This is a genomic window from Corallococcus macrosporus DSM 14697 (genome assembly GCF_002305895.1).
GTDB lineage: Bacteria > Myxococcota > Myxococcia > Myxococcales > Myxococcaceae > Myxococcus > Myxococcus macrosporus.
Window position 1 is genome coordinate 7,052,612 of the sequence record NZ_CP022203.1, and the last position, 14,900, is coordinate 7,067,511.

A 14,900-nucleotide genomic window follows, 5' to 3' on the forward strand; every position below is an offset into this window, starting at 1 on the left:
GCCGCGAGCGCTCACGCCATGCCGAGCGCCGCCATGAGCGCGCCGCCGCCCAGCAGGGACTGGCCGCCGTCGCAGACCATGATGGAGCCGGTGATGTAGGCCGAGCCCTCCGACGCGAGGAAGAGCGCGAGCTGAGCGATGTCCTGCTTCTTCCCGAAGCGCTGGAGTGGGAGGACCTGCGCGAGCTTGTCGCGGCCCTCGTCGCTGGGGGCGAGCCGGCGCATGCCCTCGGTGTCGTCGATGGGGCCGGGGGTAATCGAGTTGACGCGCACGCCGGAGCCGCCCCACTCGATGGCCAGCACGCGGGTGAGCTGGTCCACGCCGGCCTTGGCCGCGCAGACGTGGGCCTGCATGGCCATGGGGAGATAGGCCTGGGGGGCGGAGATGTTGATGATGGAGGCGCCCGGCTTGCGCAGGTGCTCGAAGGCGGCGCGGGTGAGGTTGAAGGTGCCCAGCACGTCGATGTCCATCACGGCCTTGAAGCCGTTGGAGGACATGCCCAGCGCGGGTGCGGGGAAGTTGCCGGCGGCGCCGCACACGACGATGTCCAGCTCACCGTAGGCCTCGCGCACCGTCTGGAGGGCCTTCTCCACCGCGGCATAGTCCCGGACGTCGGCGGCCACGCCCATGGCGGTGCCGTGCGCCTGGAGCCCCTTCACCGCGCCCTCGAGCTTCTCCACGTTGCGGCCGTTGATGGCCACCTTGGCGCCCGCCTTCACGAAGGCCTCGGCGATGCCGAGGTTGATGCCACTGCTGCCGCCGGAAATGAACGCCACCTTGCCCGCGAGCAGCCCGTCCCGGAACACGCCATCAGCCATTTGGACCCGTCTCCTGTGGAAGCAACCGGGCTGGGACTTGAACAAACCTGCCGCACTGCGTCCATGACGTTCGCCGGGCGGACAGCGGAAGCGGGGGCCGTGTGTTAGAGGTCGCGCCATGACCCGCCGCCGCCCTGAAATCCTCGCCCCCGCCGGGGACCTCGACTCGATGAAGGCCGCGCTGGCCAGCGGCGCGGACGCCATCTATTTCGGGTTGGATGAGGGATTCAACGCACGCGCCCGCGCGGAGAACTTCTCGCTCGCCACCCTGCCCGGCACGCTGGCGCTCGTGCACCGCGCCGGGGCCCGCGCCTATCTGACGCTGAACACCCTCGTGTTCGAGCCCGAGCTCCCGGTGGTGGAGGACATCCTGCGCCGCATCGCCGAGGCCGGCGTGGACGCGCTCATCGTCCAGGACCCCGCGGTGGCGCTGGTGGCCCGCGCGGTGTGTCCGCAGATGGAGGTCCACGCCTCCACGCAGATGACGATTTCCAGCGCGGAGGGCGCGCGCTTCGCGAAGGGGCTGGGCGCCACGCGCGTGGTGGTGCCGCGCGAGCTGTCGGTGGCGGAGATTCGCCGGCTGGCGGCGGAGACGGACATCGAGCTGGAGGTCTTCATCCACGGCGCGCTCTGCATGTCCTGGAGCGGCCAGTGCCTCACCAGCGAGGCGTGGGGTGGACGCTCCGCCAACCGCGGCCAGTGCGCGCAGTCGTGCCGGCTGCCGTATGACCTGGTGGTGGATGGCCAGACGCGGGAGCTGGGCGACGTGCAGTACCTGCTCAGCCCCAAGGACCTGGCCGGCGTCATGGCGGTGCCGCAGCTCGTGGAGATTGGCGTCCACTCGCTGAAGATTGAAGGCCGCCAGAAGGGGCCGCAGTACGTGGCCACGGCGGTGCAGGGGTACCGGCGCTGGGTGGATGGCGTGTCCGCGGGGAAGCCGGACACGGGCGCGCTGCGCAAGGACCTGGCGGACATGACGCTGTCGTACAGCCGGGGCTTCTCGCACGGCTTCTTCGCGGGCTCGGACCACCAGACGCTGGTGGAGGGGCGCTTCCCCAAGCATCGCGGTGCGTTCCTGGGCCGCGTGGAGTCCGTGCACGGGCGCGACGTGCGCGTGGTGGACGACGAGGCAGGCCGGCCCTGGACGGGCGCCCTGGGCCAGGAGTCCGCGCGCCCGGACGCGCCCGTGGGTAAGGTGTCCTCTCCGCTGGAGACGGAGGCGCCGGTGGCGGCGGACCTCTCCCCCCGGCCCGGAATGGGCGTGGTGTTCGACGACGGGCACCCCGAGGACAAGCACGAGCCCGGCGGCCCGCTCTTCCGCGTGGAGCGCAAGGGCCGCGGGTGGGTGCTGGGCTTCGGCAACCCAGGGCCGGACCTGGCGCGGGTGAAGCCGGGCCAGCGCGTCTGGGTGACGAGCGATCCGTCGCTGGCGAAGCGCACCGAGGAGCTGCTGGAGCGCGGCGAGCCCGAAGGCCGCGTGCCGTTGGAGCTGACCGTCTCCGGCGCCGCGGGCACGCCGCTGACGGTGGTGGGCCGGGCGCGCGGTGGCCATGTCTCCGCGGTGGCCAGCGAAGTGGCGCTGGCCGAGGCCCGTGGGGGAGGCATCGACGCGGCGCTGCTGAGGGACAAGCTGGCGGCGTTGGGTGGGACGCCCTTCACGCTGACGGGGCTGGATACGTCGGGGCTGGCGACGGGGCTCCATCTTCCCGTCTCGGAGATGAAGGCGCTGCGCCGCCGGTTGGTGGCGGAGCTGGCGGAGGCCGTGGCGCGCGGCCCCGTGCGCACGGTGAACGAAGGCTCCACGCTGGAGTCCCTGCGCGCGTCGCTGCGCGAGCGGGTGCAGCCGGCGCCTCGCGCGGGGGAGGACGCGCGGCTGCTCCCCCTGTGCCGCACGGACGAGCAGTTGGAAGCCGTGATTGCCGCGGGCCTGCCGGAGGTCGAGCTGGACTGGATGGAGCTGGTGGGCCTGCAACGCGCCGTGGAGCGGGCGCGCGCGGCGGGGCTGCGCGTGACGATTGCCACCGTGCGGGTGCAGAAGCCGGGCGAGGAGGGCTACGACGCGCGCATCGGGAAGCTGAAGCCGGACGCGGTGCTGGTGCGACACTGGGGCGCGATGATGCACTTCCTGGAGCGCCCGCCCGCGCCCGGTGAGACGCGCCCTGCCCTGCACGCGGACTTCTCGTTGAACGTCACCAACTCCGTGACGGCGCTGCACCTGTTGGGGCTCGGGCTGGACACGCTGACATTCGCGCACGACCTGGACGCGGTGCAGCTGGGCGCCATGTTGGAGCATCTGCCCGCGGAGCGGTTCACCGTGGCGGTGCATCACCACATCTCCACGTTCCACACCGAGCACTGCGTGTACTCCCACACGCTGTCCCACGGGCGTGACTACCGGAGCTGCGGGCGCCCCTGTGAGAAGCACCGGCTGTCCCTGCGGGACCACAAGGGGCTGGAGCACCCGGTGGTGGTGGACGTGGGGTGCCGCAACACGGTGTTCAACGCGCAGGCGCAGAGCGCGGCGTCGCTCGTCCCGTCGTTGCGCTCGCGCGGTGTCCGGCGCTTCCGGGTGGAGTTCGTGCGGGAGTCGCGTGAGGAGGCTTCGCGCGTGCTCGCCGCCTACCAGGAGCTGCTCGCGGGCCGGATTTCGCCCGCGGAGGCCATCCGGCGCGCGGCGGTGCATGAGCAGTTCGGCGTGACGAAGGGCACGATGAAGGTGCTCAACCCCACGTTCACCGAGCAGCGCTGAGCCCCAGGTTCAGCGGGAGCGCGCAGGGACCGCGCGCCGCGAGAAGCGCAGGACGGCGCGGAACACGTCTTCCGTGGCGTCCGCGTCCAACCCCTGCTCCGCCGCCCACTGGCGCCGCGTCGCGAGCAAGCGCGCCTCGCGCTCCGCGTCCGGCAACGGGAGCCCGTGGCCTGCCTTCAGGTGCGCCGCCTGCTCGATGAGCCGCGCGCGGCGCTCCAGGAGCTGGACGAGCTCATGGTCCAGCGCGTCCACGCGCTCCCGGACATCCGCGAGCCCCGGCGGCGCGGAGATGGACTCCAGCGCGTCCGGGCTCTTGGTGTCGCAGGCCTGGTGGAGCTGCGTGAGGGCATCCAGCAGCCGCTCGCGGGCATCCCGGGCGTAGGGGTTCTCGGACTGGACGACGCCGAAGAGGTGCGGCACCTCCAGGCGCGCGTACTCCTCCAGCCGGGCCACCGGCTGGAAGCTGGGCGGCGCGAAGGGCAGGTCCTTCCCGGCCTCCGCCTTGAGCAGCCCGTGCGCCAGGAAGAAGGTGAGCACGTGCGTGCGGGCCATCAGCGCGTCGTGCGCGTCCGGGGACAGCTCCGTCACCTCACAGCCGATGTGCTCGAACAGCGCCCGGGCCCGGCGTACGGCCTCCGGGTGCAGCTCGTTCGGACACACCACCGTGCGGCGCGGCAGGTCGCCCCTCGCCAGGCTGGCCGGGCCGAACAGCGGATGCGTGCCGGCCCAGGGGATGTCTCGCCCCAGCACGGAGGCCAGCACCTGCACGGGCCGCACCTTGACACTGCCGACGTCCAGCACCACCTGCGTGGGCGACAGGTGCGGGCGCAGCGCCTCCAGCACGGCATGCATCGCGGACACCGGCATGGCCAGCACCACCAGGCCCGCGCCGTCCACGGCTTCCGCGAGCGTCGCGGCCTTCAGCTCGGCGGGGACGCCGTCCTGGCGTGGCTCGAAGACCCGATGCCGGACGCCTGCGTCCAGGAGGAGGCCCGACAGGGCACGGCCAAAGCGGCCGTACCCCAGCAGCGCGATGCTTTCCGTCATGTCGCCGGACTCCGAATCCAAGGTGTTCCTGGAATTCTCGCATCGCCGGCGCGCGCGGCGGAAGCCCCTCGGGGCGGGGTCTCAGCGACCCTGGAACCGAGGGGCCCGGCGTTCCATGAATGCGGAGAAGGCTTCGGCCAGGTCATGGGACTGGAGGAACGCGGAGTTCCATACCGCCACATAACGCAGGCCATCCGCGATGGATTTGTCCGCGCAGTACTCCATGACCTGCTTGGCGCCCTGGACGACGAGCGGGGGATTCTCCGCGATGCGCTTCGCGGTCGCCCGGGCCTCCTCCAGCAGGGCCTCTGGCGTGGGGAACACGTCGTTCACCAGCCCCATGCGGAGCGCGCGCGCCGAGTCGATGTCGCCGCCGGTGTAGGCCAGCTCGCGCGTGTTGCCGTCGCCGATGATGCGAGGCAGCCGCTGGAGCGCGCCCAGGTCGGCCACGATGCCGACCTTCACCTCGCGCAGGGAGAACTTCGCGTCCTGGGAGCAGTAGCGGAAGTCACACGCGGCGATGAGGTCCATGCCGCCGCCGATGCACCAGCCATGCACGGCGGCGATGACGGGCTTGCGACAGCGGGCCAGGCCCTCGGTGGCCTGCTGCATGTCGCCAATGAGGGCCAGCAGCTTCAAGCGCTCCTGGGCCAGGTTGCCCTCCCCCGTGAGCAGCGGCCCCAGGGACTCCATCATCCCCACGAGGTCCAGGCCGAAGGTGAAGTGCTTGCCCTCTCCGCGAACGAGCACGACGCGAACGGCGTCATCCGCGTCCAGCGCGCGGATGGCCTCGGGCATCTCGCGCCAGAAGTCAGGGCCCATGGCGTTGCCCTTGCCGGGGCCGGTGAGCACCAGCTCGGCGACGCCTTCGTTCTTCTCGATGCGCAGCGACTTGTAGGTCCCGTCCATTCAGCCCTCCCGAACCAAGACGTCAGCCGAACTCCACCACCCGCATGCCGAACAGGCGGTCCACCGCCAGGAGCAGGTCGTCACTCACCTGCACCTTGATGGACGTGTTGCCGATGAGCGCCTCGCCCTCGCCCTTGAAGAGCACGCTCACCGCCACGGGCGTGGCGCCGGCGTACTTCTTCGCCAGCTCGTGCAGCTTCGCCACCCGGTCCTCCGTCAGGAGGTCCGCCGGCACGCGCAGCTCCAGGCGCTTGGTGCGCTTCTCGCGCACCGCCTTGAGGCTCTGGATGTCGTCGACGATGAGCTCCGGCGTGGGCGCGTCCTCGTCACGCTGGCTGATCTGCACCGTGCCGGACACCAGGATGGGGTCGTCCGACTTGAGCAGGTGCTCCCAGTGCTCGAAGCCCGGCTTGGGGCCCTGCTTCGCCCACTTGCCGTCCTTGCCCATCACGTTGCGCGTGCCGTCCTTGCCCGGGAAGCACACCAGCTCGATGGAGCCGGACAAGTCTTCAATCGTCACCCACGCCATGCGCTTGCCCGTCTTCGTGGGCCGCTCGCGCAGCACCGTGACGATGCCCGCCACCGTGAGCTTGTCGTCCTTGCGCGCGCGCTGCACCGCCGTAATGGGCCGCGCGTAGCGCTTCAGCTCCTTGTCGTACTGGTGCAGCGGATGGCCGGACACGTAGAAGCCGATGGCCTCCTTCTCCAGCGACAGCCGCTCCTTCTCCGACCAGTCCTCCACCTCGACGTAGTCGTCCTTCAGCCCGCCGCCGCCACCCGAGGACGGACCGGCCAGCATGCCGAACAGCGAGCTCTGCCCGGCCGCCTTGTCCTTCTGGCTGGCCGAGCCGCGGTTCATCGCCTTCTCGATGGTGTCGAAGATCTGCCGGCGCGAGCGCTTCTCGAAGTCGAAGGCGCCCGCCTTCACCAGCGCTTCCATCACCTTCCGGTTCACCTTGCGGCTGTCCACGCGCTCGCAGAAGTCGAACAGGCTCTTGAAGTGGCCGTCCTTGCGCGCCTCCAGGATGGACTCGATGGCGCCCTCGCCCACGCCCTTGATGGCGCCCAGGCCGAAGCGGATCTTCCCGTCCACCGCGCCGAACTCCATGTCGGACTGATTCACATCCGGCGGCAGCACCTCGAGGCCCGACTCGCGCGCCTCGCCGATGTGCTTCACCACCTTGTCCGTGTTGTCCTTCTCGCTGGAGAGAAGGGCCGCCATGAACTCGCAGGGGTAGTGCGCCTTCAGCCAGGCCGTGTGGATGGTGACCAGGCCGTAGGCCGCCGAGTGGCTTTTGTTGAAGCCGTACTCGGCGAACTTCTCCATCAGGTCGAAGATTTCACCGGCGACCTTGAGGTCGACGTTGTTCTTCGCGCAGCCCTCGAGGAAGCCGGCCCGCTCGGCCTGCATGACCTCGGCCTTCTTCTTGCCCATGGCGCGGCGAAGCAGGTCCGCGCGGCCCAGGGTGTAGCCACCCAGGACCTGCGAAATCTGCATCACCTGCTCCTGGTACACGATGACGCCGTAGGTGTCCTTGAGCACCGGCTCCAGCGCGGGGTGCGGGTACGACACCTTCTCCCGGCCGTGCTTGCGGTTGATGAAGACGTCCACCATGCCGGAGTCCAGCGGACCCGGGCGGTAGAGCGCGCCGGCGGCGATGACGTCTTCGAAGCAGTTCGGCTTGAGCTTCACGACCATTTCCGTGAAGCCGCTGGACTCCATCTGGAAGACGCCGGCCGTGTCGCCCTTGGCCATCAGCTCCCAGGTCTTCTCGTCGTTGAGCGGAATCTCGTGCCGCGGGATGTCCTTGTCGTGGTTGCGCTTCACCAGGTCCAGCGCGTGCTGAATCACCGTGAGCGTCTTCAGCCCCAGGAAGTCGAACTTCACCAGGCCGGCCGCCTCCACCTCGTCCTTGGCGAACTGGGTGATGAGCGTCTTCTCACCCGGCGGCTGGTAGACGGGCACGAACTCCCACAGCGGCTTGTCGGCGATCACCACGCCGGCGGCGTGCATGCCGGGCTGGCGGTGCAGGCCCTCCAGCGCGAGCGCGATTTCCAGCACGTCCTTGGTGGTGACGGGCTTGCCCTCCACCTCGCCGATGTTGGAGGGCGTCTCCATCATCTCCTTGAGGCGAGGCTCCATCTCGATGGCCTCCTTCAAGGTGATGTTGAGCACCTCCGGCACCAGCTTCGCGATGCGGTCACCTTCACTGAAGGGCAGCGCGAACACGCGGCATACGTCGCGCAGCACGCTCTTCGCCTTCAGCGAGCCGAAGGTGATGATCTGCCCCACGTTCATCTCGCCGTACTTGCGGCCGACGTACTGGATGACCTCGTCCCGGCGGTCCTGGCAGAAGTCGATATCGAAGTCGGGCATCGACACGCGTTCCGGGTTCAGGAAGCGCTCGAAGAGGAGGTTGTACGGGATGGGGTCCACGTCGGTGATGCGCAGCGCGTAGGCCACCAGGCTTCCAGCGCCGGAGCCACGGCCCGGGCCCACCGGGATGTTCATCTTCTTCGCCCAGTTGATGAAGTCCTGGACGATGAGGAAGTAGCCGCTGAACCCCATCTTCTGGATGACGCCAATCTCCAGCGCCAGGCGCGCCTGGTACTGCTCGCGGTCGATGGGGTACGTGACGGTGGCCGCCAGCTCCTTGAAGCGCTCGCGCAGGCCTTCGTAGGCCAGCTCCGCCATGAAGCTGTCCGGCGTGTGGCTGTCCGGCACCTTGAAGGTGGGCAGCATGGGCTTGCCCAGCTTCAGCTCCAGGTTGCACTGCTCCGCGATGCGCTGGGTGTTGTGGACCGCCTCGGGCGTGTCCTTGAAGAACTCCAGCATCTCCGTGGGGCTGGTGACGTAGAGCTTGTCCGTGGAGTGCCTCATGCGCTTGCCGTCCGCCAGCGTCTTGCCGCTGGCGATGCACATGAGCAGCTCGTGCGCCCGCGCGTCCTCGCGCTTGATGTAGTGCGCGTCCGCGGTGGCGCACAGCGGGATGTCCAGGTCGCGCGAGAGCTGGAAGAGGTTCTCGTTCGCCTTCTCCTGCTCCGGCATCCCGTTGGACTGCACCTCCAGGAAGAAGTGCCCGGGCTCGAAGATGTCCTTGTACTCCTGCGCTGCGCGGCGGGCGTGGTCCATGTCGCCGCGGAAGCAGGCGCTGGTGATTTCACCCCCCAGGCAGGCGGTGAGCGCGAACAGGCCCTTGCTGTGCTCGGCGAGCACCTTCTTGTCGATGCGCGGGTGGTAGTAGAACCCGTGCATGTACGCGGTGGAGGAGAGGTAGCGCAGGTTGGCGTAGCCCTCCGCGTTCTTCGCCACCAGGATGAGGTGGTGGGAGACCTTCTCGGAGCGGTCCTCGCGCCCCTTCGGCCCGGCGACGTAGGCCTCCATGCCGAGAATCGGCTTGATGCCCGCGTCCTTCGCCTTCTTGTAGAAGTCGATGGCGCCGAACATGTTGCCGTGGTCCGTCACGGCGACGCTGCTCATCCCCTTCTCCTTCACCGTCTTGATGAGGTCCTTCATCCGGATCGCCCCATCGAGGAGCGAGTAGAGGGTGTGCAGGTGGAGGTGGGTAAAGGACATAAGCGCGTTCCGCTCCTGGAGGCCGGGGTGCTGCCGCCGAACACTAGGGCCCTCATCCCCTGCTCGCCAGTCCAGTGTTGCGGCTTCCTGGCCAGCGCGCGCGGGGCCGGAAAATCGGCCCTTTGCGACGTTCCGCCATGGGCGGAAGCCCTGGACAAGCCGCTGGAAGCCCGCTGGGCGTGCAGGCGGCTTCATACTTCTTCACGGCGGGTACAAGTCCCTGCAACGGAGGGCCGGCACATTGGCCACCGTCGCCCATTGGGGGGCGACGTCACGTGGAGCCCTCCCGCGCTCCACCAGGAGAAAGCCATGATGAAGCGGTTCGCCGTGGTCGGTTCCGCGCTGCTCGCCGTCGCCCTGCTCAGCGGCTTCGCGCTGCGTGGCGGCCCCCGCTGGGGCAAGGACCCGGAGCGCGTGAAGCAGTTTGTCACGTGGAAGCTCGACGACAAGCTGGACACCCTGGACGCCACCCAGGCGCAGCGCCAGTCCATCCACGCCGTGAAGGACCGGCTGTTCGCCGACGGCATGCAGTTGATGAAGGAGCACCACGCGGTGCGCGAGGAGGCCTTCCAGCAGCTCGCGTCGGACACGCCGGACCGGCAGCGGCTCCACGCCCTGGTGGACGCGCGCATCGAGGCCATGCGCGCCTTCGCTCACAAGGCGACAGACGCCGCCCTGGAGGTCCACGGCACGTTGACGCCGCGGCAGCGCCAGGAGCTGGCCGAGCGGTACCGCGAGCACGTCAGCCCCTGAGGCGCCCACACGCCACCGGTGCGCCCGGGACAGGTGGGGTGTGTGCTTGCGGGAAAGGGTGGGCGTGGCGGCGCGCCACGGCTAGTTTAGATGCGTGAATTACACCGACTACGCAAAGCGGATCCGCGCCCACGCCCACCTCGCGGACGTCTCCGAATACGGCCGCGTCATGGAGGGGGAGCGGGACTATCCGCTCTTCCGGCTCGTCGTTCCCGGAGAGCGTTGGCTGGTCATCACCTCCGGCTTCCACGGCGAGGAGCCCGCCGGGCCGCTGACGCTGGCGGAGCACTTCGCGCAAGTGGCGGCCTACGCGGTGGAGCGCGGCGTGGGCCTGCGCGTCTACCCCTGCATCAACCCGTCTGGCTTCGAGGACGGCACCCGCTACAACCGCGGCGGCGAGAAGCCCAACAACGACTTCATGCGCTACGAGGTGGCGCCCGGCGAATGGGTGGGCGAGCTGAACGTCGCGCGGCCCATCCTGCGCTGGGCGCTGTACGACGGCGGCCCCAAGGAGACGCGGGCCATCCGCGGCGAGCTGGCGCGCTACCCCGCCCCGGCCGCCGCGCTCGACATCCACCAGGACAACTACCTGGGCGGGACCGCGACGTACGCATACACCTTCGGAGACAAGGCCGCCTACCGCCCGCTGGTGGAGGCCAGCGCGAAGCACCTGACCGTCGTGCGCAGCCAGAAGGTGGACGACCACAGCTTCACCGACGCGGACGGCCTCATCGAGTACCACGACGGCAGCGTCACCGACTGGTACTCGCGCCAGGGCGTGCCCTACACGGCCGCGCTGGAGACGACGACGGCGACGCCGCAGGCCGTGTGTGACACGGTCAACCTCCTCTGGATTCGCGGCTTCATCGACCTGGCCGCGCGCGGCGGCTGACGGCGGGGCGGCGGCGGGCTACGGCGAGCGCGCGCTGCCCACCCGCCGCGACCACAGCGTGAGGAGGTTGCGGACCACCGAGCCCTCCGGCACCTCCGCCCCGGGAGGCACCTCCGCCTGGATGCCGTGCGCGGACAGCGGATGGAACGGGTTGTTCTCCTCGGGCGACGTCAGCGGCACGGACGCGTCCGCGGGGCGGAAGCCGAAGGCCAGCGCGCGCTGCTGCACCGGCCGGCTGTGCAGGTAGCGGAGCCACTCCAGCGCGGCCTCCCGCTGGCGGGGCAACACCCAGTCGCCTTCCAGCACCGCCGCCGGATGGTCGCTCCAGGACGTGAGCGTCGGGTAGAGCACCTTCAGCGCCCCCCAGTTGCCCGGCGGCTGGGAGAGCTGGGCGATGGCCAGGTTCTCGTACACCACCGCGATGTCGTAGCGGGACGGGCCGAAGCGGACCATGTCCGCCATCAGCGTGCCGGTGGATTGAGGGAAGCGTCCCGCGCCCCGCTCCAACTGGCTGAGCCACGTCTGGAACCGGGGCTCCAGCAGGTCCGCCACCGTCAACCCGCTTTGCTTGCCATGGAACTCCAGCGACGCCAGCAGCAGCGCCTGGAGCCCGGAGTTGGAGCGCGTGGGGTCCGTGTGGCCCAGCTTCACGAAGCCCCACTCCGGCTGACCGCCCACCGCCGGCCAGCCCTGGTCGCTGGCCACCGCGCCGTGGAGGACCTTCCAGGACACCGGGCCCCCGCCGCTGGCGCGCTGGAGCACCTCCGCCCGGCCCTCCCACGCCACGAACACCAGCGGCGTCTTCACCAGGGGCCGCGGCGCCGCCTCGCCCGCCGCGGCGAACAGCGGCGCACGCGCGGCATCCGTGGCCCAGTCCGACTCCAACATCCGCAGCACCGCGCTGTCCGCGGGGCTCCACACCGTGGGCCGCTCACGGCCTTCGAGGATGCCCTGCGCCGCCTCCAGCGAGCCCCGGCCCACCAGGTTCACCCGGATGTGCGGATGCGCCTTCTGGAAGTCCGCCGCCGCCGCCTCCACCCACGCCTTCTTCTCCGTGCTGTAGAGGAAGGTGATCTCCGTCCGCACCGCGCGCGTGGAGACGGGCGCCGGCGCCGCGGGGCGCGCCGCGCCCCCCTCGCGTTCGGAGGCTCGCCGCGCGGACAGGTAGAGGGCTCCACCCAACGCCGTGAGCACTCCGATGATGATGAGGACCGCGGGCTTCATGTACCGGCTCGCACTTCTGGAACGGGGCTCGGCTCCGGGTCAGCCTTGTAGGCAACCTCCGTGACGCCGTACAGGGGCGGCCCCGCCATCCCGGAATCCGCGCCCCGAAACTCGAGCGTCCGCTTCTGTACGTTTGTTTGAACTCAAATGACATGCCAGAATGGGCGGATGACGGCAAACATTCGGCGGCTCGTGCTTGCGGGCCTGGGCACGGCGCTGAGCGCGTGCGCGACCAAGCCCGCTCCTCCCGTGGAGCTCTATTCGCTCGGCATGTCCCGAGCGGAGTACCGGGACTACAAGAAGGCGAAGGCGGACCCCTGTGCGTCCTCGGAACCGCGGTGGTTGGCGGACGAGCTGACGACGGTGAACGGGGCGATGGCGCGCTTCCTCCGGGAGACGGAGGAGCTCTCCAACCTGGACGCACCGGGCCATGCCAGGAAGCTGGCGCTCCTGCGGGAAGCCACGGAGAGCCTCCCCCCCATCATGGAGGTGCACCGCTACACGCTCAACCGCCTGAAGGACTGCGGCTTCCGCAACACCGGGGCCTTCCCGGAGATTGCCCGCCGGGGCCGCGAGCTGTTGGGAGAGGTCGAGGCCCGGTTCGAGGAGGGCCCCAAGGCCCTGGCGGCGGTGGCGCTGCGGGATGCCCAGCGGCAGTGGCAGGCGGAGAAGCCGGAGCGGGAGGCGGCCGCTCGCCGGACCTGGTGCCCGCCCAATCCGCAGATGGGCCAGACGGACCTGTACTACGCGCGGCAGGAGGTGAACGGCCTCAAGATGTGGCGCTTCTGCGACGGGCACCTGGTGGAGCAGCGCGCCGACGGCGAGCCCGTGCTCATCCAGCCCGACGGCCTGACGTGGCGCATGCGACGGCGCATCAAGCCCCAGTCCTACCTGGACGCCGCGCGCAACTACCCGCCAGCGGAGATGGACCGGCTGCCCACCAGCCTGCCGACCTCCGGCCAGGGCGCCGCCAAGAAGTCGTCCACGCCCAGCGGCGGGCCGGGCTAGTCAGGCACGGCCGGTCCGGAAGCGCGTGGGCCCACCCCACGCGCTCCCGGCGCCTCAGGCGCCCAGGCGAGCCAGGCGCCCGGCGAGGTGCGTGTCCTTCGAGGCATCCACCGACTGGGCCCAGGTGGCCAGCGAACCCCCGCGGGAGGACAGTTGGTCCTCCACGTGCGGCCTGAGCCGCGTCCACCGCTTCGCCCAGCCCTCCTCGGAGGGCGCCCCCGCCTGCCCGGGGCGCTCCGCCAGCAGCAGCCCCAGGCGCAGCGCCAGCTCCGGCTGCCCCAGCGCCGAGGCCTGCCGGGCCACCTGCGTCGCAGCGGGGACGGCGTCAGGCGCGGCGAGCCACACCTCGGCCGCGCGGGCGAAGGCCGCCACGTCCAGTTCGCCCAGCAGCGCCAGCGCGTGGCGCAGCGGGAGCCGGCCGTCCTTCCCCGGGGAGACGACGCGCGCCATCAGCGCGTCGAAGGTGCCCGCCAGCTCCGGGTGGGCCGCCGGATCCACGCCGCCCAGGGCGCGCAACGCCCGCCTCGCGCGCCGGGCCCGGGACGTCACCTCCCAGCTTCGCCACCCCAGGCGGGCCCGCAGCGCGGCCAGCGCCTCGGCGGCGGCCTTCACCGTTTCGGGCGTGGGCGTGGCGGCGGGGACGCGGCGCGGCAGCTCGGGCTTCTTCGGCGCGGGCGGCGGCGCGGGCGTGGGCGCGGCCTCGGCGGCGCCGCCCTCCGTCACCTCGCGGTAGCCCTCCCGCAGCTTCTCCGCGACCTTCTTCTCGTATTCCTTCCGAGCGCCCGCCTCGTCCGCGAACGCCTTCTCCCGCCGCTGGCCGGCGGTGCCGATGCGGCCGAAGGTGACGATGAAGGTGTTGCCCTTGAGCTCCGGCTCCCAGAACTTGGAGCTGGAGCCTTCCACGAACTCGAACCTTCGCATGCCTCAGAGCATACGCGACGCCGTGCTCCGGTGCTCCGCCTTCAGCTCCCGGAGGCCTTCTTCTCGGGAGCGGCGGCCCTCGTAACCCAGCTCCCCGCGGGCCTTGTCATCCCGCACCGTCACCTCCCGCCCCATGAGCAGCACCTCGGCGCGGGTGAGCGGCGGGCGGCCGCCCAGGCCCAGGGTGCCCCACAGCAGGTCCCCCACCGTGGCCACCGTCGCGGCCACGCCGTACGGCAGGGTGCGCTGGCCCGCGTCCACGCCCTGCGTGGCGAGCATGTCGGTGATGAAGCGCCGGAACTCCACGGGCGCTCCGTCGGTGAGGAAGTACGCCTCGCCGCCGCGCCCCTTCTCCGCCGCCAGCAGCATGCCCTCCACGCAGTTGGCCACGTGGCAGGTGGACGTCAGGTAGCGGCCACCGCTGAACCACCGGAAGCGCCCCGCCCGCACCGCCTCCAGGAACTGCGGGAGCAGCGACGTGTCGCCCGCGCCCCACACGAAGCGGGGCCGCACGGCCACGGTGACGAAGTCCGGGGCATTCACGCTCAGCACCCGCCGCTCCGCCTCGCCCTTGGTGGAGGGGTAGTCGCCGATGGGGCGCTCGGGCAGGGGCATCGTCTCGTCCACGCCCACCAGCGGCGAGCCATCCGCCAGCACCGCCTCCGTGCTGACGTGGACCAGCCGCTTGACGCCCGCGGCGCGCGCCGCCTCCAGCACCCGTTCGGTGCCGCGCACGTTCGTCTCGAAGAACTCGCTGCGCGCGCCCCAGCCCTTCACCAGCGCGGCGGCGTGGAAGACGGTGTCACAGCCCTCCATGCCCGCCTTGAGCCGCTCCACGTCCGACAGGTCGCCTTCGAAGGGCTCCGCGCCAGCCTCCGTCACCGCGGTCATGGACGCGGTGGAGCGCGCCAGCGCACGGGCGGGCGTCCCCCGCACCTTCAGCGCGGCGAGGAGGTTCCTGCCCACGAAGCCTGAACCGCCGGTGACGAATGCCCGCATGGC

General features: G+C 70.7%; 11 protein-coding genes. 4 read left to right on the plus strand and 7 right to left on the minus strand.

Annotation, left to right across the window (positions count from 1 at the left end; genetic code table 11):
- Nucleotides 1-11: 11 nt before the first annotated feature.
- On the minus strand, nucleotides 12-818 hold the full coding sequence (locus tag MYMAC_RS28345) for an SDR family oxidoreductase (RefSeq protein ID WP_013938464.1): 807 nt from the start codon (nucleotides 816-818) through the stop codon (nucleotides 12-14).
- Nucleotides 819-936: 118 nt separating this feature from the next.
- Between MYMAC_RS28345 and MYMAC_RS28350 the strand changes: the two genes are divergently transcribed.
- Nucleotides 937-3,567, plus strand: a complete 2,631-nt coding sequence (locus tag MYMAC_RS28350) for a U32 family peptidase (RefSeq protein ID WP_095960345.1) — start codon at nucleotides 937-939, stop codon at nucleotides 3,565-3,567.
- A gap of 9 nt (nucleotides 3,568-3,576) precedes the next feature.
- On the opposite strand, the gene MYMAC_RS28355 is transcribed toward MYMAC_RS28350, so the two are convergent.
- From MYMAC_RS28355 to dnaE, 3 genes are all read right to left on the minus strand, one after another.
- Nucleotides 3,577-4,614 carry a prephenate dehydrogenase/arogenate dehydrogenase family protein gene (locus MYMAC_RS28355; RefSeq protein ID WP_095961718.1) on the minus strand — a complete coding sequence of 346 codons (1,038 nt, stop codon included), beginning with the start codon at nucleotides 4,612-4,614 and terminating at the stop codon, nucleotides 3,577-3,579.
- Nucleotides 4,615-4,695: 81 nt separating this feature from the next.
- On the minus strand, nucleotides 4,696-5,523 hold the full coding sequence (locus MYMAC_RS28360; protein ID WP_013938461.1) for a crotonase/enoyl-CoA hydratase family protein: 828 nt from the start codon (nucleotides 5,521-5,523) through the stop codon (nucleotides 4,696-4,698).
- A 22-nt stretch (nucleotides 5,524-5,545) separates the two neighbouring features.
- The gene (dnaE, locus tag MYMAC_RS28365; protein ID WP_095960346.1) at nucleotides 5,546-9,100 is read right to left on the minus strand and encodes a DNA polymerase III subunit alpha; all 3,555 of its coding nucleotides are present in this window, start codon (nucleotides 9,098-9,100) and stop codon (nucleotides 5,546-5,548) included.
- A gap of 309 nt (nucleotides 9,101-9,409) precedes the next feature.
- Here dnaE and MYMAC_RS28370 point away from each other — a divergent pair, with 309 nt between their 5' ends.
- Together MYMAC_RS28370 and MYMAC_RS28375 are read left to right on the plus strand one after the other, a co-directional pair.
- Nucleotides 9,410-9,853 (plus strand): Spy/CpxP family protein refolding chaperone, encoded by a 444-nt coding sequence (locus MYMAC_RS28370; protein ID WP_013938459.1) that lies wholly within the window; start codon nucleotides 9,410-9,412, stop codon nucleotides 9,851-9,853.
- Nucleotides 9,854-9,947: 94 nt separating this feature from the next.
- The gene (locus MYMAC_RS28375; RefSeq protein WP_095960347.1) at nucleotides 9,948-10,745 is read left to right on the plus strand and encodes a M14 family metallopeptidase; all 798 of its coding nucleotides are present in this window, start codon (nucleotides 9,948-9,950) and stop codon (nucleotides 10,743-10,745) included.
- Between the two features lie 18 nt (nucleotides 10,746-10,763).
- Here MYMAC_RS28375 and MYMAC_RS28380 read toward each other — a convergent pair whose 3' ends face one another.
- Complete coding sequence (locus tag MYMAC_RS28380) at nucleotides 10,764-11,969, minus strand: substrate-binding domain-containing protein (RefSeq protein WP_095960348.1); 1,206 nt, start codon at nucleotides 11,967-11,969, stop codon at nucleotides 10,764-10,766.
- A gap of 168 nt (nucleotides 11,970-12,137) precedes the next feature.
- On the opposite strand from MYMAC_RS28380, the gene MYMAC_RS28385 reads away from it, so the two are divergent.
- Nucleotides 12,138-12,977: a hypothetical protein gene (locus tag MYMAC_RS28385; RefSeq protein ID WP_013938455.1), complete on the plus strand. Its 840-nt coding sequence runs from the start codon at nucleotides 12,138-12,140 to the stop codon at nucleotides 12,975-12,977.
- Nucleotides 12,978-13,031: 54 nt separating this feature from the next.
- Here MYMAC_RS28385 and MYMAC_RS28390 read toward each other — a convergent pair whose 3' ends face one another.
- The gene (locus tag MYMAC_RS28390) at nucleotides 13,032-13,898 is read right to left on the minus strand and encodes a WGR domain-containing protein (protein WP_013938454.1); all 867 of its coding nucleotides are present in this window, start codon (nucleotides 13,896-13,898) and stop codon (nucleotides 13,032-13,034) included.
- Nucleotides 13,899-13,901: 3 nt separating this feature from the next.
- Entirely contained in the window at nucleotides 13,902-14,897 is a 996-nt protein-coding gene (locus MYMAC_RS28395) for an NAD-dependent epimerase/dehydratase family protein (protein WP_095960349.1), read from the minus strand.
- Nucleotides 14,898-14,900 lie beyond the last annotated feature (3 nt).

Bases quoted from the DNA above. Each gene is read 5' to 3' on its own strand.
- MYMAC_RS28345 (WP_013938464.1), bottom strand. From the start codon at position 818: ATGGCTGATGGCGTGTTCCGGGACGGGCTGCTCGCGGGCAAGGTGGCG.
- MYMAC_RS28350 (WP_095960345.1), top strand. From the start codon at position 937: ATGACCCGCCGCCGCCCTGAAATCCTCGCCCCCGCCGGGGACCTCGAC.
- MYMAC_RS28355 (WP_095961718.1), bottom strand. From the start codon at position 4,614: ATGACGGAAAGCATCGCGCTGCTGGGGTACGGCCGCTTTGGCCGTGCC.
- MYMAC_RS28360 (WP_013938461.1), bottom strand. From the start codon at position 5,523: ATGGACGGGACCTACAAGTCGCTGCGCATCGAGAAGAACGAAGGCGTC.
- dnaE (WP_095960346.1), bottom strand. From the start codon at position 9,100: ATGTCCTTTACCCACCTCCACCTGCACACCCTCTACTCGCTCCTCGAT.
- MYMAC_RS28370 (WP_013938459.1), top strand. From the start codon at position 9,410: ATGATGAAGCGGTTCGCCGTGGTCGGTTCCGCGCTGCTCGCCGTCGCC.
- MYMAC_RS28380 (WP_095960348.1), bottom strand. From the start codon at position 11,969: ATGAAGCCCGCGGTCCTCATCATCATCGGAGTGCTCACGGCGTTGGGT.
- MYMAC_RS28385 (WP_013938455.1), top strand. From the start codon at position 12,138: ATGACGGCAAACATTCGGCGGCTCGTGCTTGCGGGCCTGGGCACGGCG.
- MYMAC_RS28390 (WP_013938454.1), bottom strand. From the start codon at position 13,898: ATGCGAAGGTTCGAGTTCGTGGAAGGCTCCAGCTCCAAGTTCTGGGAG.
- MYMAC_RS28395 (WP_095960349.1), bottom strand. From the start codon at position 14,897: ATGCGGGCATTCGTCACCGGCGGTTCAGGCTTCGTGGGCAGGAACCTC.